The following is a 26,015-nucleotide window of genomic DNA, read 5'->3' on the forward strand; positions in this document are numbered from 1 at the left end:
ATTTATGGAACCTAGTTGGGCGCTATATGGTAAAAATTGGAGTGGGAAGAAGTCGGAGTGAAATTACGACCTTTCGTTGAAAATTATGATTCTAAGTTTATTCACATTAATATTGAACAATAAAGAGTCAGAAATAACAGTTTTAATAGAAAGTAAGAACAGCTACGTCGTTTGAATTAATAGGCAGGATATCATTAACCTACGTAAAATCTATTACTACTATACTTAATTGAAATCTCTAAAGGCCAGTTACTGTATACTCTATTTTTCACATATCGAATTCACATACTATTCACGGAAGAAGATTTACACGTCTTGTAAAAACAATTACATTGGGCCAAGAATCTAGATGAATTTATATTCTTCTATGTACATATACTGTCGCTCTTCCCCAGTGGAATCGCGCTTTAAATTTTCTTTCAACAACGAAATCTGAATCAGAAGCATAATCTAAGATAGAGTAACTCACACTCACTAAACGAGCACCTGTAGGGATAGTTTTTAATGCTTCAACTAGTTCTACAATGTATTCATCATGAAGCGACGTGCCATATAAGTAGACTAGATTAGCATCACTTAAATCTGCCTTGTGCATAAAAGACTGTTTAAACTTAAGGTTTTGTAGAGATAATATATTCTTAACTCTTTGTGCTCTTTTAATGAAGAAAGGATTAATATCAATACCGATAACACGACAACCAATGAAATGATGTAGCCAAAACATTGTCCTACCTCGCCCACAGCCCAACTCGTATACAGTATCATCGGAGCTAATAGCCAATGAGCCTATAACTTGCTTTAACGTTGTAAGCGGTGTTTCACCATAGCATTGTGTTCTATTTTCAGGATAAAGCCGATTATAATTATCGCATAGGCTAAAAGGATTACTGACGGCGTATTGCAATAAACAGAGAAAGTCCGTAGCAAAAAATCGAGGATTAGTTAGATAGTAAAAGCAAATACATATTCTTTCGTAAAGCTTGAAGGCAGCATTTATCATAGTATTCTCACCTAATACATTAATAATGCTAGTTGAAGCCCTAGCACAACACATATGCGACAAACTAATAAGTGAGCAGTAAGATGAAGTTGTTCATTTTTTTGGAAAGATATATGAGTATGAAAACATATTTTGGCGTAGATCCAAACTAGCGTTAGCACAAGCTTATTATTTTTATCTTGATGCCAAAGCGTGTTTCCCCTCTCTCAACCTGGTCGCAAAGTGCCAAAGAGAGCTCTAGAAGTAGATTTGGAGAATGTCTAAAAATTGTGTACGTAAGATACACTAAGGAAATCCAAACCTGGATTTTTAGAATCTAAACCACCATTGGAATAGTGCATATAACGTATTGAGAGCTCTCTCGAGCGCTCTTTATCTAACCCAATAATTACACCTAGGCGATCTTCAAACTGGTAGTGTGAACCTATATCTTTTCCAGCAAACTTACGGTCATGGACAAGAGACGCTCCAATTCCCCCTTCAATAAAAATAGGATGCCGCACACCTTCCCTAGAAAGCCGTTTAACAATGACTGGCGATAAAGAAAGTGCAAAATTGGTTTGATGAGAGTTTTCAGCGCCATACTCCCAAAAACTAATACTTCCCTCCCAATAGATGCTAGCCTTACCTATCCACTTAGCAAAGGGAACATGGTTGACTATGGGCCGATAGGTTAGCCTTAGCCCGGTTATGTCATCACTGCCGTGCAAATAGTCTAAGCCCAGGGATTGCTTTGCTTGCACAGGGTTAAAGGTGCTTAAAAAAGTAACAACTCCAATAATAAAATATCGTAAAAGCATGAGAACTCCATAATCATAAATATATATACCTATATAAATACAATATTTTTTAGATATAGTTCCCTATTTTAAAAACTCATTAACAACAAGGCTTCCGTTATACTTAACAAACATTCAAGAACTTGCAAAATAGAGATGATCACTTGAGAATTAGATCAAATCGATAAGAAAATTCATCTTTTAGTAAACACTGCACTTAAATGAATATTAAATAATAATCGTCTGAGGTCTGGAAAATGGGCTATTGCTCGATATTGAATGGTCGGCCACTATTACTTACTTTAAAGGGAGCGGACTCGGTCAGTTGGTCGAGGCGGCGATCTGAGACAGAAATGTGCGGGCAAACAAAAATTATTTACCCGCATAAAATAGCGATACAATTGACCAATAATGGCTAGCAGTGTTTTCTGTAAATGCCACCAATAGAATTTTACCCTTATCGGTCAAGCACCATTATATTTATTACCAAATATTTATTACTAAAGTTCCATATAGAAGTAGCAGTATAAGCTATTCCTACTACTTTATTTCTATATTGGTAACTCTGATTTCGTCGTTTTTACCATTGCCATTAAGGATAACTTTTTTAGCTTTTAAACTGCCAGCTTCTTCTACAGTGACCTCTTCGTCTTCAACAAAGAACTGGTCGAGTCTAATACCAGCTTTTGCATTATTAGTAACATTGAGCTTTTTAAATGATGCTTTTATCTTACCTTCATCAACTTCGGTAAACTGCATACCTTCATCACCATTTGCATCGATAATAGCATTTCTGATCTTCGCTCGGATGTTGCCCTCATCTTCCTCATCTATTTTAATCCCTTCGTCTATATTGCCGATCACATTGATAGAGTTGAAATCTAATTGCACATTGCCCTGCCCCTCTTCATCAACATCAAAGCCTTCATCCTGGTTATTATTCACATCGACACCATGTAGAGAAACACTAACATCACCGCCATCTGCTTCATCAATATCTAGGCCATCATCTAAATCTTCTTGGTTAAATCCTCCATTTTGGTTAATGGTTGAATCTACCATCATCAAATCGACGCCACCGTCACCGGCTTCATCAAGCTCTATGCCATCACCACCGTTACTATCAATATGAGAATCAATGATAACCGTAACAATATCACCACCACTGCGCTCGTCTACACGAACACCATCAAAGTCTATAGCGCCGGTGCCATTTGCAATAAAACTAGAATCGCGGATTTCTAGGTCAATACCAATTTCAGAGCCAATATTTCCTTCATCAAATTCATCGGCGTTGTCGTCTATATGCAGACCATACAATGCTGAATTTACAATATTGACACCTGTTAGACGTATTGAAATATCGTCTCCTACAGCCTCCTTAGGAACATTGACTACAATCCCTCTCGTAGCACTGTCTTTAATAGTTAGGTCTTTAATACTAACATCAGAGGCAGTATTAAAAACTAATGTACCATCTTCAGTAATAGCAGTTAAATCTGGGTCAAGAATAAAACTACCTGCCGCCGAGCCATCGATAACGGTATTTTTACCAATCAATTTTAATGATTGAACGCCACTGTAGATAATAGGAGCGGTTAATTTAATTTCGCTATTACTACGAAAGACTATCTTTTTGATGCTGCTGTCATAATTCGCTGCTTCTATGGCACTACGTAAAGAATTTTCATCATAAACTTTATTTGCGGAGCCAGAATCAGAGATAGCATTCGCAGATATAAGAGTCATTAACGCTGCTATAATAAATGTTGGTTTGTTCATAAAGATTACCTCGATATGGTGAATAAAAAATTGAGGCAGAACAAGTCCTGCCTGTTTGATTTATGGATTAAATTATCTCTTTAAAGGATTTAGAAAGACGGTGGAGAAAACTGTTTAAACCATAATAAAGCGGCATTATTTGCATTATTATCATCGGTAAAAAATGCCCAGTTTTCGTTTGTATCTTTTGGGCTTACTGCAAAGCCTTCTAAGTTACTACTATTTGGTGCGATATATTCGACTCTTGTGTTAAATTGACGGTTACCATTGCTAGATGCAACTGAGCTTAAGTCGCTAAGTTCGAGATAGTTAGGCCCAGTATTGTGTAATATATAAAGTATGCCACTGGAGCGATCAAACTCCAGCCCTGCGTTTTGCTCACGTCCAGTAGCATAACTACCGACGAAAGTAATATTACGATCATTATTCGGGTCTAGATCGAATACATAAATAATCCCGCCTTTTTCACGAGCCACAAACATTAAACCGTTCATACCGTTTTTACTGGTATAAAGTTGTCCCGTAGCATCTCTAAAGCCTCTGTTTTGCAGCCATGAATCAGGTACGAAAGTAATGCCTTCGGGGCCTTTATTACCGTTATTACCAACATATTCACTAACATCCCAACGATGCACACTTTTAGTAACACCAAATTCTGAAATATCAAATTGATGAATAATATTGTCTCGTTCCTGCATCAGATAAACATAGGGCTGGCGATAGTCCACCTGCGTAATTCCCTCAAGGTCGGCATCGTGCTGCCACTTAGCGATACCACTTGTATTTGAATCTATCTCAAATCCACCTCGGCCATTTTCTTTCAGCGCCCAGAACTTACCAGGCCCGTTGTTGGTACAAACCCACAATGTTCTGGTAACTGGATTCCAATGAGCACCACTTAAATCTGCACGAAACTCACTATCCAAATCAGTTAATACTGTCGCTTGATTGTCTGGTTCTGCCGGCCAGTCTTGCAGTGTTGACGCAGAAGCAACAACAATGCTTATAGCTGCATTCGCAGTTAGAAGACCGCTATCGGTCACTGTTGCTGTTATAATATGAGTTCCAATACTTAATGTGTTAATAGTAATACTATCACCCATACCAATGGCGCCATCGATACTTGAAGTCCACTGCAAACTATTGCTGATATTGCCATCTTCAAAATCATTGGCATTACCGGTAAAGGTAACAGTTTCGCCATCTGTAAAACGTGTATCATTAACAGGCGCACTAATTGCTACTACTGGCGCCTGGTTAGCACTCGGTTCTGGGTTAACGTTAATTGCTACTGTTGCTTGCGAACTCAACTCACTATCATTCCCTTGTAGTTGCAAAACATAACTTCCTGCTTCGGTAAAACTTACACTGGTGCTAGCTTGATTGGCATTATTAAAATTCACGGTTGCCGGGCCACTAACTAGACTCCACATAGCGGACACCTCTCCGGGAGGATTTGGTAAACCATCATCGCTTATGGTGCCACTAAGTAATGCGGTGGCGGGAAGTGTAATCGTTTGTGCAGATCCCGCAGTCACCACAGGTGCCTGATTAACATTAGGTAACATCAAGACACTGAGGCCTTGCTGAACACTGGCCATAGAACCATCATCGTCTGTTACTGTCAGGCTTACAGTGTAGGTACCCGAATTTAAATAAGTATGCCTCGGGTTGATATCTGCTGATTGGTTACCATCACCAAAACTCCAGGCATAACTTCTGATTACACCGTCTGCATCGCTGGAGCTATTGGTAAAATCACAGCTTAATTCCGAACAGACAAAACTAAACATTGGCCTAGGCGTTTGATTGGGTATCGCATCCCCCAACTCCACATCCATTTGCGAGAAATTCATAAATATTTTTTTGCCGTTATCGGGGTCATCATTAATAAATCGTAGCCGACCCTCGACCAGTTGGTTCCTGGTCGTAATAATAGAAGATAAATCCCATACGAAATTATTAATTTTACCCGAACTATTACCTGGCAAAACTGTAGATGCCAAAATACTGTCGCCTACACGATACTCTGCAGTAAAGTTGCCTGTCCAATCTTTCTCTGGTCGATAGTTGAAGGTAATTAAAACCTCGGTTGGATCACCAAGGCTAATATCTGGATCATTATATTGAGCTTCCCACCAAAATGATGGGTCGCTTCCCAGTATTTCTAGTTTTTCATCTTCATCTAGAGAATTTATCTCATCTAAAGGCTCAGTACCTTCTGAGCTACCCACAAAGTACTCTTTATTATCTTTATTGTCGAAGACATTATTTACTAATAAAGCCTCCTGTCCCCAAGCACCTAATGGCAACAAAGATAAGCACAAGGCTATCGCTGTTAAATATTGAACTGCTTTCATAAATTATATGATTCTCATAGTTACATTAAGTTAAGCCAACTAAATATATACAAATACTAGACCGTATATAAAGCTGATACGAGTGAAGAAAATAAAGTTGTTAAAAAAAATTTTATAAATTACAAATGATAATAGCTAAACCAGGTGTATCACTATCGTTACGGTTAAAATAGTTATGACCTAAAATTTAAAATACACATAAAATCAACCCATCAGAAAATTCTACTAGACTAATAGCAAAAATATTTATGGATTTGACTTAACCGATCTAGATAATACATATTCTCTACTGTAATAAATGTGTCATATTTCACTTATTGTGATCAAACCGATAAATGGATATCAGCTCTTTTAAGAATATGGGAAAATAAAAAATACGAATTCACAATTTACTCATACAAGGAAATTTAATCGCACAACATATATGACCAAAATATATTTATTAATTTTAGATTAGTATTTATTTTCATAAGTTTATGAAAAATAAAAATAACAAGAAAGAGTAAGCGGCAACAGCGCACAATAACATCTTAAAACTGAATAATTTCCCCAACTATTTAAATTGCTATCCTTCTATTTTTCATCTTCTGGCATTATTTTCGGTGGAAACCATAATAGTTATTTCTATTTCTTACTCCATATAGTTTTTAGCTCGCAGTTAAATTTTTTACTTTAAATTTAACAAAAACACTATTAAAGACTTTCTTTCATACACTTTTTATTTGTACCAATTTAATTACATCAAGTTATAAATCTGATTTAATATAAACGCTTTGAATAATAGATTGGGTATGGGATGCACTTAAATAGGGAAGCCTTTTGGGCGGGAGGATAAGTTGTTGCAACAGCGAAAAATAGACGAGGACAACTATTCTTTATTTCTTAAAATAAATTCAAAAAGAAAACGAACTTCATAATTTTTTAAATACGAAAATTACTCGGAACAAAGTGGGGAAATTTCCTTACTCAATAACGATGTCAGAGTATTCTGACTAACCGAAAAACCATAAATACATGAAATTACATAAATAAAATTTTATATATACCCACCTATTTATATGCCCCAGGGGCGCAACATTCTCAAAGAACACAAAAACTTTATTTCTGAAAATTTCATTTAAAAAAGTACAATTGATGAAAATAGTTATTCACTAAATACTTATTTAATAGTTAATCAGTTAAATACTACTTATACTCGCTCAACAAAATCACTATAAAAAATGTGACAAAATACAAAATGCTTTCGACTAACAAGGGAAGAATTAACATGTCAAAATTTAATCGAAGAAACTTTATTAGAAGTGCCAGTACTATCGGCGGAATTGGGATTCTTGCTAGTACCCAAACTAGCCTCTCTGCAACCACCAATAGATCAAGTCTTACTAGTGCCGAAGCAGCCTCTGGAATTACTGCTGTCAATGAAGAATATTGTCCTGGTGATATTAGGCGCTACCTTACAACTAGCGATTTATCCAGATATAAAACTGGAGAACTTACCCGTTACAACGAATACAGCAGTGAAACCGCAAATGACCAAGACGTAAGGTATGCGCTACAAGCCGCTCATGATCAAGGCGATCAAGTTGGTGGTGCCAGACCTTACTTACCTGGAGGTGGCTGGGTAATCTCAGCGTCTATCTACCCTTGCCAACTGGGCATGCATGGAGAATCAAGTTTAAATTCAGTGATCAGGTGCAATGGTTGTGACGCTTTTGTTATTCAAGGCCATATCGATTGGAGTGGCCGACCAGCAAGAGTGTTTGAAAAATTCGGTATAAATTCCCTCCACGGTGACTTGTGCAAAGATAATTGGGGTTTTAAGTTTGAACCCGCTACAAAGAATAAGATTGGTTTTACCGTACGAGATCTAGAAATCGGAATAAAAGGGCCCTTTGGTGGCGGATTTTATTTAACAAACCTCTATCGCGCGCACATTGAAAATGTTGGTATGACAGACATTTCCTGCATGGTTCAGATTGTCGGTCGCGTAGTACAAGCAACTTTTCGTAACGTTATGAGTAACAACGATGATCCGGCTTCATCGACGGTAATTTCTCCCTATGGCATTAATATTCAGGAGAAAGAAGGCCTAGTTTGTGAAAATATTGTCTTTGAAAACTGTGCCTATATTGGCGGTGAAATAGGAATATATCATTTAGCTGGTGCCCATATTGAGTTTCTCAATTTTGACACAGAAACAACGAAATATGGCGCTTTTATTGAAGCAGAATGTTATATGCATGGCAGCATAATGGGGTGTTCAAAAGATGCTAATGAATGGACAGGAATTAAACGCATTAAACGTGCGGGCTACGGAATTTCAGTGCCTCACGATGGCACAATATTCGACAGTGTGGACGTTAACACTTTAAACAGACCCAGTCTTCCAAATAGCTCTTATGGATTTGACCTTGGCGATGACAGTGCTCAAATGATTCACGGTGTCATTATAAAAAACTGCAGAATTCGTGGAGATCAAGCTTCCATGGCAGATGGAATAAGAGGAAGACATTTACGGGAAGCAACCATCGAAGATAATTTATTTAGAAGTGACTGCTTTATAGGAAGAGCAATGAATATCGATGGCAGAAGGTTATTTATTAATAGAAATAGTTGCCGTGGAGAAGTTATAGAAGTTCAAGATGGCGACAGAAATGACAACGCTTGTGGTGAAATTAAATATAACGACTGTCGTACTCTAACAACAAATTTATCTGAGCCAAGCAAATGGCAAATTGTAGATCTTTAAAGGCTGGTTAATTTAGAAAGAACAAATATATAAGCTATATATCTAAGCTAAAGCTCGGAGTTAAACAAGCCGAGCTTATATTATACACCCCCCTCTTTGAAGCTAATCTTTGTTAACAATTGAGAGTACATCTCCAATTAAAGCTGCACTAAACGCAATAATCAAACTCAAACTGACCAAAGCAAGTACGTGTGCCATAGAAATAAACCAGAAAACTTTTGGTGTCGCCTGACAAAAATCTTGCACTTCAAAAACGGCTGGCATCCATTTATCTAATGGTGCCCATTCAGGAAAGTTAGCAAAAAAAGCACAAGAACCACCATTGCCAATACTGTATTCGACAACAATTAAATTCCAAGTTTCTAGTGCTAAGCCCAATGCTAGTATCAATGCGCTAAGACTCATGAGAATTCTAGCCGGCAACCAAGTTTTAACAAACATCGCCAATAATGCCACTAGAGCAATGGCGAACAACCATACGCGGGTATAGATACATAACTCGCATGGGTATACGTGTAAAACATGCTGATAAAACAATGCACCTAGGTCTAAACCCACGCACAGAATAAATACTACCAGCCAAAACCAAAGTGTTTGTCCTGTTTGTAATATGTTGCGGTAATTAACATTCATCATAAACATATCTTTTTAATAAGCTGATCAATAGATATCTTATCTGTCCAACTTCGACTTTACATCTATTGTTTTAGTTCATCATTAAAATAAGACGACTTACAATAATTGGAAGCGTATTTTTTGCGCCATATCAAAATAATAACCATTTAACTGTCCAAAAAGCTTTATCGAGAAATTTTCCCGGCACTCTTTTCTCCGCACTCTTTCCTCAAGAGTGGCGCACAAAAAAGGCTGCCTATGGCAGCCTTTTTTATCGCAGTGAAACAGTGTCAATTACGCAATAATTTTTGCTACAACACCTGCACCTACAGTACGACCACCTTCACGAATCGCAAAACGCAAACCTTCGTCCATCGCAATTGGGCAGATCAACGTCACTGTCATTTGAATGTTATCACCTGGCATCACCATCTCAACGCCTTCTGGTAATTCACAAGCACCGGTTACGTCCGTGGTACGGAAGTAAAACTGGGGACGGTAGCCTTTAAAGAAAGGCGTATGACGACCACCTTCATCTTTGGACAAGACGTATACTTCACCTTCGAAAGTCGTGTGAGGCGTAATAGAACCTACATGCGCCAATACTTGACCACGCTCTACTTCTTCACGCTTAGTACCACGCAACAGAACACCCACGTTCTCACCTGCACGGCCTTCGTCAAGTAACTTACGGAACATTTCAACACCGGTGACAGTCGTCTTTGTCGTCTCTTTAACACCGACAATTTCAACTTCTTCACCTACTTTAACAATACCGCGCTCAACACGACCTGTCACAACCGTTCCACGACCTTGGATCGAGAACACGTCTTCGATAGGCATAATGAAAGCACCGTCGATCGCACGCTCTGGCTCAGGAATGTATTCATCCAACGTCTCAACCAACTTCTTAACCGCTGATGTACCCAATTCGTTGTCGTCTTGACCGTTCAACGCCATCAAAGCAGAACCCGCAATAATGGGCGTGTCGTCTCCTGGGAATTCATACTCAGAAAGAAGATCACGTAATTCCATTTCAACCAATTCCAACATCTCTGCGTATTCTTCTGAGTCTACACCGCCACAGTCTTCTGCTAGAAGGTCTGCTTTGTTCAAGAACACCACAATGTAAGGTACACCTACCTGACGAGACAACAAGATGTGCTCACGTGTTTGTGGCATAGGGCCATCCGTAGAACCACACACTAAGATCGCACCGTCCATTTGAGCAGCACCAGTGATCATGTTTTTCACGTAGTCCGCGTGTCCTGGACAGTCAACGTGGGCGTAGTGACGCGTAGGCGAGTCATACTCAACATGAGACGTCGCGATGGTGATACCGCGCTCACGCTCTTCCGGTGCATTATCGATACCATCAAAAGCAACGGCGTCACCGCCCCATACTTCCGCACATACGCGCGTTAAGGCTGCTGTTAATGTTGTTTTACCGTGGTCAACGTGACCTATCGTGCCTACGTTTACATGCGGTTTATTTCTTTCAAATTTTTCTTTAGCCACTCTTAATTTCCTCTAAAAAATTTTATCTCTTTAAAGAAATAGGATCTGTTGAACTTTCAACAGGCCCAGGTCTTTATTCACCAATTGTGTTTTTTGCAATCACACTGTCAGCAACATTTTTCGGTGCTTCGGCATATTTGTCGAATTCCATTGTAAATGTTGCGCGGCCTTGTGTTGCGGAACGTAAATCAGTTGCATAGCCGAACATTTCCGCCAAAGGTACTTCTACTTTAATAACCTTTCCGGATGAGTTGTCTTCCATACCCTGAATCAAACCACGACGACGGTTCAGATCTCCGACTACGTCCCCCATGTTTTCTTCAGGTGTTACTACTTCCACCTTCATCATTGGCTCAAGCAATACAGCTCCGCCTTCTTGTGCCAATTTTTTGGTCGCCATCGATGCCGCAATTTTAAATGCCATTTCACTTGAGTCCACATCGTGGTATGAACCGTCGTAAAGTGTCGCTTTTAAACCGAGAAGAGGATAACCCGCTAGTACTCCGTTTTGCATTTGCTCAGAAATGCCTTTCTCAATAGCAGGAATATATTCTTTAGGTACAACACCACCAACAATTTCATTTACAAATTCAAGGCCTTCAGCATTACTATCTTCTGCTGGCTCAAATTTAACCCAAATATGGCCAAACTGCCCGCGGCCACCAGATTGACGAACAAATTTGCCTTCGATATCGCTTATCTTGGTAATTCTCTCACGATAAGCAACTTGTGGTTTACCAATATTGGCTTCCACATTGAATTCTCTGCGCATGCGGTCGACAAGTATATCTAAGTGCAACTCGCCCATACCAGAGATAATTGTTTGACCAGTTTCCTCATCGGTTTTAACACGAAATGAGGGATCTTCTTGTGCAAGCTTGCCTAAGGCAATGCCCATTTTTTCCTGGTCTGCCTGAGACTTTGGCTCAACTGCAACGGAGATAACCGGCTCTGGAAACTCCATTCGTTCCAAAATAATTTTGCCGTTCTCCGCGCACAGAGTATCTCCCGTGGTGACATCTTTGAGTCCGATTGCTGCCGCGATATCTCCGGCCAGTACCTCTTTGATCTCTTCACGGCTATTAGCGTGCATTTGCACCATACGACCTACACGCTCTTTTTTCTGTTTTACCGAATTGTAAACACCCGTTCCACTTTCCAACTTACCGGAATACACTCGGAAGAAAGTGAGGGTACCAACAAAGGGATCGGTAGCAATCTTAAAAGCCAGTGCAGAGAAAGGGGCATTATCATCTGCTGAGCGACTGTCTTTGGTCTCACCGTCATCTAGCGTACCTTCGATAGCCTTAACTTCTGTTGGTGCGGGCAAATATTCAATCACCGCATCTAACACAGCTTGCACACCTTTATTTTTAAAAGCAGAGCCGCCCAATACCGGTACGATCTCATTGGCAAGTGTACGCATGCGAATACCTTTCTTAATATCGGCTTCGCTTAACTCTCCCTCTTCGAGGTACTTGTCCATAAGCTCTTCATTAGCTTCAGCGGCAGCTTCCACGAGATATTCGCGCATACTTTCACATTCGACGGCAATATCTTCTGGAATATCGCCGTATTCGAAGGTCATTCCCATGTCTTCTTCATTCCAAAGAATGGCCTTCATTTTAATTAGGTCGACAACGCCTTTGAATTCATCTTCTGCACCTATGGTCATCTGTAAAGGCACAGGCATGGCGTTTAGGCGATCCTTGAGCTGTTCAACAACGCTCATAAAATTAGCGCCCGCACGATCCATTTTATTAACAAAAACCATGCGCGGAACTTCATACTTATTAGCTTGACGCCAAACGGTTTCCGTCTGCGGTTGCACTCCCGAAGAGCCACACAAAACCACAATAGCGCCATCGAGAACACGCAAGGAACGCTCTACTTCAATAGTGAAATCTACGTGCCCTGGTGTATCAATGATATTAATTCGGTGTTGGTCAAACTGCTGTTGCATCCCTTGCCAGAAGCATGTGGTTGCAGCTGAGGTAATCGTAATGCCTCGTTCTTGCTCTTGCTCCATCCAGTCCATAGTAGCTGCGCCGTCGTGCACTTCACCAATCTTATGAGATAGACCAGTATAAAATAATACACGCTCAGTGGTGGTAGTTTTACCAGCGTCAACATGCGCACATATACCGATATTTCGGTAGCGTTCTATAGGTGTTTTACGCGCCACGATTTATTACCTCGATGAGAGCATTGAACATAAAAGTAATTATTCGTTTAGTAAATAACGGTTAGTCCATTATAGGAGGGGATAACAGTCATTAAACGTATAATCAATATTTTCGTTTTCTTTTTAAAAGCAGCAACTGATTATTGTTTGGCATTTTCAAGTAATTTTGAACACATTCAGGCAACTGCTAAACGTCAAAAAGGCAGCATAGATAGCTGCCTTTTTACGCACTCGGATATTAGCAAAAACCTTAAAAGCGGAAGTGAGAAAACGCTTTGTTTGCTTCTGCCATACGGTGAACATCTTCACGCTTCTTAACTGCGCCGCCTTTACTTTGAGCAGCGTCAATTAACTCACCAGCCAAACGCTGAGGCATAGACTTTTCACTACGAGAACGCGAGTATTCCACTAACCACCGCATTGCCAAAGCAACACGACGAGAAGGTCTTACTTCTACTGGAACTTGGTAAGTAGCACCACCAACACGGCGAGATTTTACTTCCACAAGAGGAGCAATATTTTCTAATGCTTCTTCAAATGTTTCCAGTGGATCTTTGTTAAGCTTTTCACCAACGATATCAAGAGCACCGTAAACAATTCTCTCGGCGACTGACTTTTTACCACTGATCATAACGTGGTTCATAAATTTCGCTAATGTGACATTGCCAAACTTAGGATCTGGCAAGATCTCGCGTTTAGCGACGACTCTTCTTCTAGGCATACTGAATAATCTCTCTCAAATTCAGGGTTATCTGGGATAAGCACAGGGATGTGCTGTATGCCAAAATCGCAGGAGCAGATTTTGGCTGTTTGACTCGCCAAGATCTCAGTTAAAAACTAGCAGATTTTGGCTTTCTAAGTCGCCAAGATCTCAATTTAAAACCACCAAAATTTTGGCTGCTTAACACGCCTCAATCTCTTTTAAAACTCCGAAGACTTTGACTGCCTAATTCACCAAAGCTTTTATTAACAACCCTCAGCAAATCTAGACTACTTTCTCTGAAACTTCTTACCCAGCCTTACTTTTAATAGCTTGACCGCATCTCTATTTGGCCCAACTATTATCTCTATCTAATATCTACAACATTTGTAGGCAAAAAAACGCGTTAGTACTGAGCGTCTTACTTAGGACGCTTAGTACCATACTTCGAACGACCTTGCTTACGATCGCTAACACCTGATGTATCAAGTGCACCACGAACAGTGTGGTATCGAACACCTGGCAAGTCTTTTACACGACCGCCACGAATCAATACAACACTATGCTCTTGCAAGTTATGCCCTTCACCACCAATGTAAGATGATACTTCGAAGCCGTTCGTTAAACGAACACGACAAACTTTACGCAGAGCAGAGTTTGGCTTCTTAGGTGTAGTGGTGTAAACGCGAGTACAAACACCGCGTCGCTGAGGGCAAGCTTCTAGAGCACGAACATCGCTCGCTTGAATCTTGCGTTTTCTCGGCTTACGAACCAACTGGTTGATCGTTGCCATGAAAATTCACTCCAAAAAATACTAAAAAAGCCTGCCTCCTTATGAATAAGGAAGTAGACCGGTTCACATATGAGGAATAGGCTTATTGAACACAAACCCTTCCGTTCCGACTAACTGCGGGGGGCGCATTGTAAAGATACCGTCCGCCGCCGTCAACTTTTAAGCCAATAGCAAGGTTTTTTGCCATTGGTTTAAAGTTCTGATGAGAGGAAGCTTATAAAAAGCGACCTTTCATTTAAGTGCCACCCCGAGCGGATGGCACCTTTTTCATTAGCTAGATTTCAGTGCTTCAGTAAGTGCTGCTTCAACTTCTGCCGCACTAACACCATCTTTAGCAGCATCATTATCACCGCGTTTACGTAGACGCTCACTGTGATAAGCCAAGCCGGTACCAGCAGGAATCAATCGACCTACTACCACGTTTTCCTTCAAACCACGTAGCTTATCAACCTTACCGGTAACAGCAGCTTCAGTAAGCACTCGCGTAGTTTCCTGGAAAGACGCGGCAGAGATAAAGGACTCTGTCACCAAAGATGCTTTAGTAATACCAAGCAACTGACGCTCAAACTGCGCAGGCTGCTTGCCTTCTGCACGCAACTTCTCGTTCGACTCTAGAACACTGTTGTATTCAACCTGTTCACCCTTAATAAATTCAGAGTCACCCATGGCTGTAATATCAGCTTTACGCAGCATTTGACGAACGATAACTTCAATATGCTTATCGTTAATCTTCACACCTTGTAAGCGGTACACGTCTTGAATTTCATTGATGATGTAACGAGCTAACGCCTCAACACCTTTCAAGCGCAGAATATCATGAGGATTACTTGGGCCATCAGAAACAACTTCACCCTTGGCAACCACTTCCCCTTCAAACACGGTCAATTGACGATGCTTAGGAATTAGCACTTCGTAGTGTGTAGAACCATCAGGCATTAATTCACCGTTAGTAGGTGTAATTACCAGACGACGCTTACCTTTTGTCTCTTTACCAAAAGATACTGTTCCTGAGATCTCTGCAAGAATAGAAGGTTCTTTTGGTTTACGCGCTTCAAACAGGTCAGCAACACGTGGCAGACCACCGGTGATATCTCTTGTTTTCGATCCCTCTTGAGGAATACGTGCCACGATATCACCCACTGCAACCTGATCACCATCACGCAAGCTCAAAATTGCCTTAGAAGGTAATAAGTAATGCGCTGGCTGCTTGGAGTTAGCCAAAATCAGCTCATTACCTTGCTCATCCAATAGAGTCACTGCAGGTTTTAAATCTTTACCGGCTAATGGACGTTCAGCAGGGTCAATTATCTCGATAGAACTCAAACCCGTGAGCTCATCAGTTTTCTTACGGATTGACAGACCTTCTTCCATTCCTGTGAAGGCTGCTTTACCAGCAACTTCCGCTACGATTGGGTGAGTATGTGGATCCCACTTAGCAACAATACTGCCGCCACTCACTTCATCGCCGTCTTTAACACTAATAACGGCACCGTAAGGAATCTTATAACGCTCACGTTCACGACCGGCAGGATCAGCAACTGCGATTTCACCCGATCGAGACACAGCCACAAGGCCACCTTGAGCACGCTCGACCGTTTTAATGTTATGAAGTCGAATAGTACCGTCTTGCTTCACTTCAACACTATCGGCCGCCGACGCTCTACTCGCCGCACCACCGATGTGGAAAGTACGCATAGTCAGCTGTGTACCTGGCTCACCAATTGACTGCGCCGCGATAACACCGACAGATTCACCCACGTTAGCACGATGGCCTCGGGCCAAATCACGTCCGTAACACTGAGCACAAATACCGAAGCGAGTCTGACAGTGAATAGGTGAACGAGCGATAACCTCATCAATACCCAAGGCTTCGATTCTTTCCACCCATTTCTCGTCGATGATGGTACCGGCAGGAACAACGATCTCATCGCTGTTGGCTTTCATAACATCTCGCGCAACTACACGACCCAAGATACGATCACCCAGAGACTCGATAATGTCACCACCTTCAATTACAGGTGTCATGCTCAGGCCATCGTCGGTACCACAGTCAATTTCTGTGATAACAACATCTTGTGCAACGTCCACAAGACGACGAGTCAGGTAACCGGAGTTAGCCGTTTTAAGTGCCGTATCCGCCAAACCTTTACGAGCACCGTGAGTAGAAATAAAGTACTGAAGTACGTTTAGACCTTCACGGAAATTCGCCACGATGGGTGTCTCGATAATGGAGCCATCTGGACGAGCCATCAGACCACGCATTCCCGCTAGCTGACGAATCTGTGCAGGCGAACCACGAGCACCTGAGTCAGCATACATAAATACAGAGTTGAAGGACTCCTGTTCGTCTTCTTCCCCGTTTTTATTGATCACGCTCTCTTTAGAAATTCCATCCATCATCGATTTAGCCACCAGCTCGTTAGCACGGGACCAGATATCGATAACTTTGTTGTACTTTTCGCCCTGGGTCACAAGACCAGATGAGTATTGTGACTCAATTTCTTTCACTTCAGTCTCAGCACTATTGATAATGCCGGCTTTGCTCTCAGGAATCTCAAAGTCGTTAACACCGATAGAGGAACCTGAACGGGTACTAAAGTCATAGCCCATATACATAAGTTGGTCAGCGAAGATAACCGTCGCTTTCAAACCTACGATACGGTAACAGTAGTTAATACAGTTATTGATGGCTTTCTTAACCATTGGTCGGTCGACCATGCTAAAGGGAATGCCTTTAGGCACAATGCCGTACAATAAAACACGGCCAACGGTGGTTTCTACCAAGCTACGAGTATCAACAGTTTCCCCATCTTCGCGGATAGAACTTTCACGCAAGCGCACTTTAATACGCGCTTGCAAGCCTACCTGCTTAGCATAATAGGCACGTGAAACTTCGTTCTCATCAGAGAACACCATGCCCTCACCTTTATCGTTAACACGTTCACGTGTTAACCAGTAAAGACCGAGAACAACGTCCTGTGAAGGCACGATAATAGGTTCACCACTGGCGGGCGAGAGAATATTGTTGGTAGACATCATCAAGGCACGCGCTTCTAACTGCGCCTCGATAGTCAAAGGCACGTGCACCGCCATCTGATCACCATCGAAGTCAGCGTTATAAGCTGCACATACGAGTGGATGAAGTTGAATCGCCTTACCTTCAATAAGCACAGGCTCGAATGCCTGAATACCCAGACGGTGAAGCGTCGGAGCACGGTTGAGTAATACAGGATGCTCACGAATCACTTCGTCGAGAATATCCCATACTACAGGTTCTTCGCGCTCAACCATCTTCTTAGCGGCTTTAATTGTAGTCGCTAAACCACGCAATTCTAATTTGCTAAAGATAAACGGCTTGAACAATTCAAGGGCCATTTTCTTGGGCAGACCGCACTGGTGTAGGCGCAAAGTCGGCCCGGTCACAATTACCGAACGACCGGAGTAGTCAACACGCTTACCGAGAAGGTTCTGACGGAAACGGCCTTGCTTACCTTTGATCATGTCAGCAAGAGATTTCAATGGACGTTTGTTAGAACCAGTAATAGCACGACCGCGACGACCGTTATCTAGCAGAGCATCCACCGCTTCTTGCAACATACGCTTTTCGTTGCGCACGATGATGTCAGGTGCGTTGAGATCGAGAAGACGCTTCAAACGGTTGTTACGGTTGATCACTCGACGGTAAAGATCGTTCAAGTCTGAAGTTGCAAAACGTCCGCCATCCAGAGGTACTAGAGGTCGTAAATCTGGTGGTAGCACTGGCAGCGCTTCCAAGATCATCCACTCAGGTTGGTTACCCGATTGAATAAACGCTTCTAATAACTTAAGACGCTTAGAAAGCTTCTTGATTTTAGTTTCAGAATTAGTATTAGGAATTTCTTCACGAATTTCCTGAGCATCACGGTTTAAGTCGATGTCTTGCACCAAAGCCTGGATAGCTTCTGCACCCATCTTAGCTTCAAACTCATCACCAAACTCTTCCATCGCCTCGAAGTATTGCTCATCAGTTAACAACTGACCACGCTCAAGGGTTGTCATACCGGGATCAGTAACAACAAATGACTCGAAATACAAAATACGTTCGATGCTACGCAGAGTCATATCAAGCAGCAAACCAATACGGCTTGGCAGTGATTTCAAGAACCAGATATGAGCAACAGGACAGGCAAGTTCAATATGCCCCATACGCTCACGACGAACCTTGGCTAGGGTGACTTCTACGCCACACTTCTCACACACAATACCGCGGTGCTTCATACGCTTGTACTTTCCGCACAAGCACTCGTAATCTTTTATTGGGCCAAAAATCTTGGCACAAAATAAACCATCACGTTCAGGTTTGAAGGTTCGATAGTTAATGGTCTCTGGCTTTTTCACTTCGCCATAAGACCAAGATCGAATCACTTCAGGAGACGCTAAGCCAATGCGAATCCCGTCAAACTCTTCTGTGTTACCTTGGTTTTTTAATAAGTTCAGCAGGTCTTTCAAGGTATTTCCTCCAGTGGGTGCTTATCGCACAGTGGGCCGTGATATTGTCACTATTAGCCCACCACCGATTTTAAAAAGTGTTTACTTTTCTTGATCAAATTCGATGTTAATACCGAGTGAGCGAATCTCTTTAATTAATACGTTAAAGGATTCTGGCATTCCCGGCTCCATACGGTGGTCGCCGTCGACGATGTTTTTATACATCTTAGTACGTCCACCAACATCATCCGATTTAACAGTCAGCATTTCTTGTAGCGTATATGCAGCACCATAAGCTTCTAGTGCCCATACCTCCATCTCTCCGAAACGCTGTCCACCGAACTGAGCTTTACCACCCAATGGTTGTTGGGTTACCAAGCTGTATGAACCTGTAGAACGGGCATGCATCTTGTCATCCACTAAGTGGTTGAGTTTGAGCATGTACATATAGCCTACAGTCACAGGGCGAGAGAACTCGTCACCTGTACGTCCATCGAATAATTTCATTTGACCAGAATCGGGCAAGTCAGCAAGCGTTAACAGCTGCTTGATGTCTTTCTCCTTCGCACCATCAAATACACGAGTAGCCATAGGCACGCCGTCTCTGAGGTTGTTGCACAGCTCGATAATCTCTTGATCACTAAAAGTATCGAGCTTCTCAACGCGATGAGCACCACCAATTTGGTTGTAAATCTTATCTAGCAGAACGCGAACATCAGCAATTTCACGCTGCTGTTTCACCATCTCATCAATCTTGCGACCTAAACCTTTCGCCGCTAAACCGAGATGGGTCTCCAAAATCTGACCAACGTTCATCCGCGAAGGCACACCCAGCGGGTTTAGTACGATATCGATTGGCTCGCCATTTTCATCGTGAGGCATATCTTCAATCGGCATAATGACCGAGATAACCCCTTTGTTACCATGACGTCCAGCCATTTTATCACCAGGCTGAATGCGACGCTTAATAGCCAGGTAGACCTTAACAATTTTAAGAACACCCGGCGCCAAATCATCGCCACTTTCAAGCTTGCTCTTCTTATCTTCGAAGCGATCATCAAGCTCTTTACGACGTTCGATAAGCTGCTCTTCAGCTCTATCCAACTGATCATTAAGGCCATCATCCATCATGCGGATTTTGAACCAATCATCAGAGCTGATAGCATCTAGCATTTCATCGGTAACAGCTTCACCCTTAACAACGCCACGGCCACTGGCAGCCACTTGGCCAACCAAAGCTGCACGCAAACGTTCAAAGGTGGCACCTTCAACGATACGATATTCTTCATTTAAATCTTTACGTACGGTATCGAGCTGGGCTTTTTCGATCTCACGTGAGCGAGCATCTTTTTCTAGACCGTCGCGAGTAAATACTTGCACATCGATCACGGTACCTTTAACACTGGAAGGAACTCGCAAAGATGTATCTTTTACATCAGACGCCTTTTCACCAAAAATCGCACGCAAAAGTTTTTCTTCTGGTGTGAGCTGAGTTTCGCCTTTAGGCGTCACTTTACCCACAAGGATATCGCCAGCACCAACTTCAGCACCAACATAAACAATGCCTGACTCATCCAGTTTAGAAAGTGCACCTTCGCCCACATTGGGAATATCCGCCGTCACTTCCTCACTGCCAAGCTTGGTATCACGGGCAATACAAGTAAGTTCCTGGATATGAATAGTAGTAAAGCGATCTTCTTGCACAACTCTTTCAGAAACGAGGATCGAGTCCTCAAAGTTGTAGCCGTTCCAGGTCATAAATGCGATACGCATATTTTGACCCAAAGCCAGCTCACCCATATCAACTGATGGGCCATCGGCGAGGATATCACCGCGCTTAATAGCATCTCCCATTCTTACGATAGGACGTTGATTGATACATGTATTCTGATTTGAACGGGTGTATTTGGTCAGGTTGTAAATATCAACACCTGCATCACCTGCGTCTACTTCATCATCAGCAACACGAATAACAATTCGGCCTGCGTCAACACGCTCAACAGTGCCACCACGCTTAGCCACCACACAAACACCTGAGTCAGCGGCCACATAGCGCTCAATACCGGTACCAACTAGGGGCTTTTGAGCCTTAAGGGTAGGCACTGCCTGACGTTGCATGTTCGATCCCATCAAAGCACGGTTCGCATCATCGTGCTCTAAGAAGGGAATTAATGACGCCGCTACAGATACAACCTGACGTGGAGAGACGTCCATATACTGAACATCAGCAGCTGGCTTTAAAGTAAACTCATTTTGGAAACGAACCGAAACAAGCTCTTCTGTTAGAGCGCCTTCCTCATCTGTAGCTGCTGTTGCCTGCGCAATCACATATTGAGATTCATTGATAGCAGACAAATATTCGATTTCATCAGTAATTTTGCCATCGACAACCTTACGATGAGGACTTTCAATAAAGCCGTAATTGTTAGTACGGGCATAAGTCGCCAATGAGTTGATCAAACCAATGTTTGGCCCTTCAGGTGTTTCAATAGGACAAACACGACCGTAGTGAGTTGTATGTACGTCACGTACCTCAAAGCCTGCACGTTCACGAGTAAGACCACCTGGCCCCAATGCAGAAACACGACGCTTATGGGTGATTTCTGACAGTGGATTGTTTTGATCCATAAACTGTGACAGCTGACTGGAGCCGAAAAATTCTTTTACTGCGGCAGCAACAGGTTTAGCATTGATCAAGTCTTGCGGCATCAAGCCTTCGCTCTCTGCCATAGAAAGACGTTCTTTAACAGCGCGCTCAACTCGAACCAAACCAACGCGGAATTGGTTTTCAGCCATCTCACCAACAGAACGTACGCGACGGTTTCCTAAGTGATCGATGTCATCGACAACACCTTTACCGTTACGAATATCGATAAGAGTGCGCAATACATCAACAATATCTTCGTTAGAGAGAGTACCCTCGCCTTTCTCTTCTTCGCGGCCAAGGCGGCGGTTGAATTTCATACGACCAACGCCAGAGAGATCGTAACGCTCTTGAGAGAAGAAAAGATTTTGGAACAGACCTTCTGCAGATTCTTTAGTAGGCGGTTCACCTGGACGCATCATACGATAAATTTCAACTAAAGCTTCCAATTGAGTTTTAGTTGGGTCGCTGCGCAAAGTATCAGAAACAAATGGGCCACAGTCTAAGTCATTGGTATAGAGAGTTTCGATACTCGAAACACCTGCATTTTGTAATGCTTCGACAGTCTCTTCGGTAATTTCAGTGTTACATTCAAACAGCAACTCACCAGTATTAACGTCCACTACATCTTTAGCCAATGCACGGCCATGGAGATATTCTCCAGGGACTTTTAGCTGAGTGAGTCCTAGCTTTTCAATTTGCTTGATATGACGCGCTGTAATACGACGGCCTTGCTCGACAATCAGATTACCATCGTTATCGACAACGTCAAAAGTAGTCACATCCCCTCTTAGGCGGGATGGTACAAGCTCCAGCTTAGTTTCACCGTCAGGCGAGAATACGAAGCTGCTGGTATCGAAGAACATGCTAAGAATTTCTTCATTGGTATATCCTAAGGCGCGCAACAAGATTGTCGCAGGCAGTTTACGTCTGCGATCGATACGCACAAATACCAGATCTTTTGGATCGAATTCAAAGTCTAGCCATGAACCACGGTAAGGAATAACACGTGCGGAGTAGAGCAATTTACCAGATGAATGAGTCTTACCTTTGTCGTGCTCAAAGAATACGCCTGGAGAACGGTGCAACTGGGAAACGATAACACGTTCAGTACCGTTAATAACAAATGTTCCGTTTTCAGTCATCAATGGGATTTCACCCATATAGACTTCTTGCTCTTTAATATCTTTAATTGCTTTGGTTGACGATTCTTTATCGTAGATAATTAAACGTACGCGAACTCTAAGGGGAGCTGCGTAAGTAGTGCCGCGCAAAGTACACTCGCTAACATCAAAGACAGGCTTACCTAGTGTATAACTTACATATTCAAGTGCTGCATTTCCAGAATAGCTACTGATTGGAAATACGGATTTGAATGCAGCATGCAAACCAATATCACCGCGCGCATCAAGAGCGGTGCCAGTTTGGGTAAATTTTCTGTAGGAATCTAATTGAATCGCCAGTAAGTATGGCACATCCATTACGTCTGATAATTTGCCAAAATCCTTACGGATGCGTTTTTTCTCAGTATATGAGTAAGCCATTAGTGTTGTATTCCTCAGCTTGTTCACGGATGAGTAATTTACAGATTTATCTAATTTCTGCATTTGTGTCGTAATAAATTTCCTAATTTACTCAACACATCTTTGGGTAAAGCTATTATCTAATATCTAGTTATTTACAACTTTACCTAGCCGTTTTTGCTATGAGACTGCCAAAAACGGAGAAAGGCCGACGGTCTCTAGACCGTCAGCCCACTACCAAATAAGTTATTTGGATTTCGTCTGAACTTACTTAAGCTCAACAGATGCGCCAGCTTCTTCAAGTTCTTTCTTAGCAGCTTCGGCGTCGTCTTTAGGAAGAGCTTCTTTAACAACACTTGGTGCACCGTCAACAAGAGCTTTCGCTTCTTTAAGACCAAGACCTGTGATGCTACGTACAGCTTTAATAACGTTAACTTTCTTATCGCCAACAGCAGTAAGAGTTACGTCAAAATCAGTTTTCTCTTCAGCAGCTGGAGCGTCAGCAGCAGCAGCTGGGCCTGCAACTGCAACAGCAGCAGCGGCAGAAACACCGAATTTTTCTTCCATAGCTGAAACAAGTTCAACAACGTCCATTACAGACATTTCAGCGATTGCATCTAAAATTTCTTCTTTAGATAGAGCCATTACTCAATCTCCCAATAAATATAAAATAAGTTTAACCACATCAAACTATGGCGTATTACGACTCTGTTATAATCCACTCAAGGGGTATCCCAAGCAGTGGCACAGAAGTCGTGCGACTAACAACTAGTGAGCAATCACTATGCTGCGTCTTGTTTTTGGTCACGAACAGCCGCGACAACGCGTGTAACGCTGGCAGGTACTTCGTTAAGAGTACGAGCCAATTTGGTGACTGGTGCGATCATGACGCTAGCGAGCATACCAAGCGCTTGTTCTCTTGTTGGAAGCTTCGCCAAGGCATCGATTTGCGATGACTCAAGTAGCTTTCCACCAACAGATAGAGCTTTAACTTCAAAGTTCTCTTGCTCTTTAGCAAAGTCTTTGAACAAACGAGCTGCGGCACCTGGATCTTCCATAGAAAATCCAAAAATGCTGGGGCCAACAAGTGCATCAGTAACACACTCAAATTCAGTCCCCTGAACAGCACGCTTTGCAAGCGTATTACGAATGACACGCAAACTTACACCGTTTTCACGGGCTTGCTTACGCAATGCATCCATAGCGCCAACTGTCACACCACGAGCGTCGGCAATCACCAGAGATAACGCGTTAGCTGCAGTCTCGTTAACGTCAGCGACAATCGCTTTTTTGTCCTCGAGTCCAATAGCCATATATTTCTATCTCCTGGATTCTAAGTTTCGGTCAGTTTGTTAATACAAACTCACCATTTAATTCGGTGATCTCGAAAGGAGCTCCTGCAACTTCGGGATAATCTGCTTCCGTGCAGCAATCCAATTAAAAATCTAATCGGGTCTCACCGTCTGCGTAGGCTGAAATATTCTGATTAAGCAACGTTGGCAAACAACAACCTCCATCGCACCTACGGTCTTTGACGACCTATGGGTTTATCTGAATAAATACTACTACCGATAAACACACAGACCACAAAGTCTGTATTCTCTATAAAGCTTTATGCTTCAAGAGATGATAAATCAATTGTTAAACCAGGCCCCATGGTTGTGCTTAAAGAAACTTTCTTCAAGTAAACACCCTTAGAAGATGCTGGCTTAGCTTTTTTCAAATCGACAATTAATGCTTCCAAGTTTTCTTTGATTGCAGAAGCTTCGAAGGATATTTTGCCAATGCCGCCATGAACAATACCGCCTTTATCGGCACGGAAACGCACCTGACCTGCTTTCGCATTTTTAACAGCTTCAGCGACATTAGGTGTTACAGTGCCAGTTTTAGGGTTTGGCATAAGTCCACGAGGACCAAGAACCTGACCTAGTTGACCAACAACACGCATGGCAGCTGGGTCGGCAATAACAACGTCAAAGTCCATCATGCCACCTTTAACTTCGGCAGCCAGCTCGTCCATACCAACAAATTCTGCACCAGCTTCTTTAGCGGCGTCGGCATTAGCACCAGAACTGAAAACAGCAACGCGAACTTCCTTACCTGTACCGTGAGGTAAGCTTGTTGCGCCACGAACATTTTGATCTGATTTTCGAGGGTCGATACCTAAGTTAATAGCGGCATCAACAGTTTCGGAAAACTTAACTTTTGACAGTTCTTTCAATAAAGCGACAGCATCACTAATGGCATATTGCTTAGTTGCGTCAACTTTTTCACGGATCGCCTTCTGGCGTTTGCTTAACTTAGCCATTTACACGCCCTCCACTTCGATACCGGCACTGCGAGCAGATCCAGCAATAGTACGAACCGCTGCATCCATATCGGAAGCAGTTAAATCAGGCATTTTCACCTGTGCAATTTCTTCTAATTGCTCACGAGTAACTTTGCCAACTTTTTCAGTATTAGGACGACCGCTACCACTCTTAATTTTTGCTGCCTTGCGCAATAAAAATGCAGCAGGTGGAGTTTTTGTCTCAAATGTAAAGCTTCTGTCACTATAAACTGATATAACAACTGGTACGGGTGCGCCAGGCTCAAGGCTTTGAGTCTGAGCGTTAAACGCTTTACAGAATTCCATGATGTTAACACCATGTTGACCAAGTGCTGGACCAACAGGTGGGCTTGGGTTTGCTTGACCAGCTGCAACTTGCAGCTTGATATAAGCTTCTATCTTTTTAGCCATTTTGTTTCCTCTATATAATGGGTAATTAGCGCCTCTAAGCAATGGCAGTTGCTTGTCTTAGGCTCCCCTTAATGTCTTATAAAAGCGACAGGCTTTTGATAAGACGCGAAAAACCCTCTTCCGAAAATCAGAAGAAGGTAAAATTTATTTTAGCTGAAAA

General features: G+C 42.2%; 16 protein-coding genes. 1 reads left to right on the forward strand and 15 read right to left on the reverse strand.

What is annotated here, in order from left to right; translation table 11 throughout:
- Window positions 1–355 precede the first annotated feature (355 nt).
- The 4 genes from BVC89_RS21695 to BVC89_RS21710 all read right to left on the reverse strand — a co-directional run bounded on the left by BVC89_RS21695 (window position 356) and on the right by BVC89_RS21710 (window position 5,921).
- Window positions 356–1,000, reverse strand: coding sequence for a class I SAM-dependent methyltransferase (locus BVC89_RS21695; protein WP_158658066.1), 645 nt, complete (start codon window positions 998–1,000; stop codon window positions 356–358).
- A gap of 260 nt (window positions 1,001–1,260) precedes the next feature.
- Window positions 1,261–1,800 (reverse strand): acyloxyacyl hydrolase, encoded by a 540-nt coding sequence (locus BVC89_RS21700; RefSeq protein ID WP_086933216.1) that lies wholly within the window; start codon window positions 1,798–1,800, stop codon window positions 1,261–1,263.
- Between the two features lie 519 nt (window positions 1,801–2,319).
- Window positions 2,320–3,561 (reverse strand): hypothetical protein, encoded by a 1,242-nt coding sequence (locus tag BVC89_RS21705; RefSeq protein ID WP_086933217.1) that lies wholly within the window; start codon window positions 3,559–3,561, stop codon window positions 2,320–2,322.
- 89 nt (window positions 3,562–3,650) lie between these two features.
- Window positions 3,651–5,921 carry a PKD domain-containing protein gene (locus BVC89_RS21710; protein WP_086933218.1) on the reverse strand — a complete coding sequence of 757 codons (2,271 nt, stop codon included), beginning with the start codon at window positions 5,919–5,921 and terminating at the stop codon, window positions 3,651–3,653.
- A 1,267-nt stretch (window positions 5,922–7,188) separates the two neighbouring features.
- On the opposite strand from BVC89_RS21710, the gene BVC89_RS21715 reads away from it, so the two are divergent.
- Complete coding sequence (locus BVC89_RS21715) at window positions 7,189–8,670, forward strand: hypothetical protein (RefSeq protein ID WP_086933219.1); 1,482 nt, start codon at window positions 7,189–7,191, stop codon at window positions 8,668–8,670.
- A gap of 102 nt (window positions 8,671–8,772) precedes the next feature.
- Here BVC89_RS21715 and BVC89_RS21720 read toward each other — a convergent pair whose 3' ends face one another.
- The 11 genes from BVC89_RS21720 to rplK form a co-directional block, all read right to left on the reverse strand.
- Window positions 8,773–9,306 (reverse strand): disulfide bond formation protein B, encoded by a 534-nt coding sequence (locus BVC89_RS21720; protein WP_245929185.1) that lies wholly within the window; start codon window positions 9,304–9,306, stop codon window positions 8,773–8,775.
- Window positions 9,307–9,579: 273 nt separating this feature from the next.
- Window positions 9,580–10,803: an elongation factor Tu gene (gene tuf / locus BVC89_RS21725; protein WP_086933207.1), complete on the reverse strand. Its 1,224-nt coding sequence runs from the start codon at window positions 10,801–10,803 to the stop codon at window positions 9,580–9,582.
- A gap of 73 nt (window positions 10,804–10,876) precedes the next feature.
- A complete protein-coding gene (fusA, locus tag BVC89_RS21730) occupies window positions 10,877–12,988 on the reverse strand; it encodes an elongation factor G (RefSeq protein WP_086933220.1) in 2,112 nt (703 codons plus the stop codon).
- Window positions 12,989–13,238: 250 nt separating this feature from the next.
- On the reverse strand, window positions 13,239–13,709 hold the full coding sequence (gene rpsG / locus BVC89_RS21735) for a 30S ribosomal protein S7 (protein ID WP_086933221.1): 471 nt from the start codon (window positions 13,707–13,709) through the stop codon (window positions 13,239–13,241).
- Window positions 13,710–14,109: 400 nt separating this feature from the next.
- Window positions 14,110–14,481: a 30S ribosomal protein S12 gene (gene rpsL / locus BVC89_RS21740; RefSeq protein ID WP_086933222.1), complete on the reverse strand. Its 372-nt coding sequence runs from the start codon at window positions 14,479–14,481 to the stop codon at window positions 14,110–14,112.
- Between the two features lie 270 nt (window positions 14,482–14,751).
- Complete coding sequence (gene rpoC, locus BVC89_RS21745) at window positions 14,752–18,969, reverse strand: DNA-directed RNA polymerase subunit beta' (protein ID WP_086933223.1); 4,218 nt, start codon at window positions 18,967–18,969, stop codon at window positions 14,752–14,754.
- Window positions 18,970–19,050: 81 nt separating this feature from the next.
- Complete coding sequence (gene rpoB / locus BVC89_RS21750; protein ID WP_086933224.1) at window positions 19,051–23,136, reverse strand: DNA-directed RNA polymerase subunit beta; 4,086 nt, start codon at window positions 23,134–23,136, stop codon at window positions 19,051–19,053.
- 246 nt (window positions 23,137–23,382) lie between these two features.
- Window positions 23,383–23,760: a 50S ribosomal protein L7/L12 gene (rplL, locus tag BVC89_RS21755; protein ID WP_086933225.1), complete on the reverse strand. Its 378-nt coding sequence runs from the start codon at window positions 23,758–23,760 to the stop codon at window positions 23,383–23,385.
- Between the two features lie 137 nt (window positions 23,761–23,897).
- On the reverse strand, window positions 23,898–24,428 hold the full coding sequence (gene rplJ / locus BVC89_RS21760; protein ID WP_086933226.1) for a 50S ribosomal protein L10: 531 nt from the start codon (window positions 24,426–24,428) through the stop codon (window positions 23,898–23,900).
- Between the two features lie 299 nt (window positions 24,429–24,727).
- A complete protein-coding gene (gene rplA, locus BVC89_RS21765) occupies window positions 24,728–25,423 on the reverse strand; it encodes a 50S ribosomal protein L1 (protein ID WP_086933227.1) in 696 nt (231 codons plus the stop codon).
- Entirely contained in the window at window positions 25,424–25,855 is a 432-nt protein-coding gene (gene rplK, locus BVC89_RS21770) for a 50S ribosomal protein L11 (RefSeq protein WP_086933228.1), read from the reverse strand. It abuts the gene before it with no gap.
- Window positions 25,856–26,015 lie beyond the last annotated feature (160 nt).

The organism is Agarilytica rhodophyticola (genome assembly GCF_002157225.2).
GTDB classification, from domain to species: Bacteria; Pseudomonadota; Gammaproteobacteria; order Pseudomonadales; family Cellvibrionaceae; genus Agarilytica; species Agarilytica rhodophyticola.

What these genes read in the sequence shown, in the direction of transcription:
- rplL (WP_086933225.1), bottom strand. Translation starts at nt 23,760, where the DNA reads ATGGCTCTATCTAAAGAAGAAATTTTAGATGCAATCGCTGAAATGTCT.
- rpsG (WP_086933221.1), bottom strand. Translation starts at nt 13,709, where the DNA reads ATGCCTAGAAGAAGAGTCGTCGCTAAACGCGAGATCTTGCCAGATCCT.
- BVC89_RS21705 (WP_086933217.1), bottom strand. Translation starts at nt 3,561, where the DNA reads ATGAACAAACCAACATTTATTATAGCAGCGTTAATGACTCTTATATCT.
- BVC89_RS21720 (WP_245929185.1), bottom strand. Translation starts at nt 9,306, where the DNA reads ATGATGAATGTTAATTACCGCAACATATTACAAACAGGACAAACACTT.
- BVC89_RS21700 (WP_086933216.1), bottom strand. Translation starts at nt 1,800, where the DNA reads ATGCTTTTACGATATTTTATTATTGGAGTTGTTACTTTTTTAAGCACC.
- rplJ (WP_086933226.1), bottom strand. Translation starts at nt 24,428, where the DNA reads ATGGCTATTGGACTCGAGGACAAAAAAGCGATTGTCGCTGACGTTAAC.
- rplK (WP_086933228.1), bottom strand. Translation starts at nt 25,855, where the DNA reads ATGGCTAAAAAGATAGAAGCTTATATCAAGCTGCAAGTTGCAGCTGGT.
- BVC89_RS21710 (WP_086933218.1), bottom strand. Translation starts at nt 5,921, where the DNA reads ATGAAAGCAGTTCAATATTTAACAGCGATAGCCTTGTGCTTATCTTTG.
- BVC89_RS21715 (WP_086933219.1), top strand. Translation starts at nt 7,189, where the DNA reads ATGTCAAAATTTAATCGAAGAAACTTTATTAGAAGTGCCAGTACTATC.
- rpoB (WP_086933224.1), bottom strand. Translation starts at nt 23,136, where the DNA reads ATGGCTTACTCATATACTGAGAAAAAACGCATCCGTAAGGATTTTGGC.
- BVC89_RS21695 (WP_158658066.1), bottom strand. Translation starts at nt 1,000, where the DNA reads ATGATAAATGCTGCCTTCAAGCTTTACGAAAGAATATGTATTTGCTTT.
- rplA (WP_086933227.1), bottom strand. Translation starts at nt 25,423, where the DNA reads ATGGCTAAGTTAAGCAAACGCCAGAAGGCGATCCGTGAAAAAGTTGAC.
- rpsL (WP_086933222.1), bottom strand. Translation starts at nt 14,481, where the DNA reads ATGGCAACGATCAACCAGTTGGTTCGTAAGCCGAGAAAACGCAAGATT.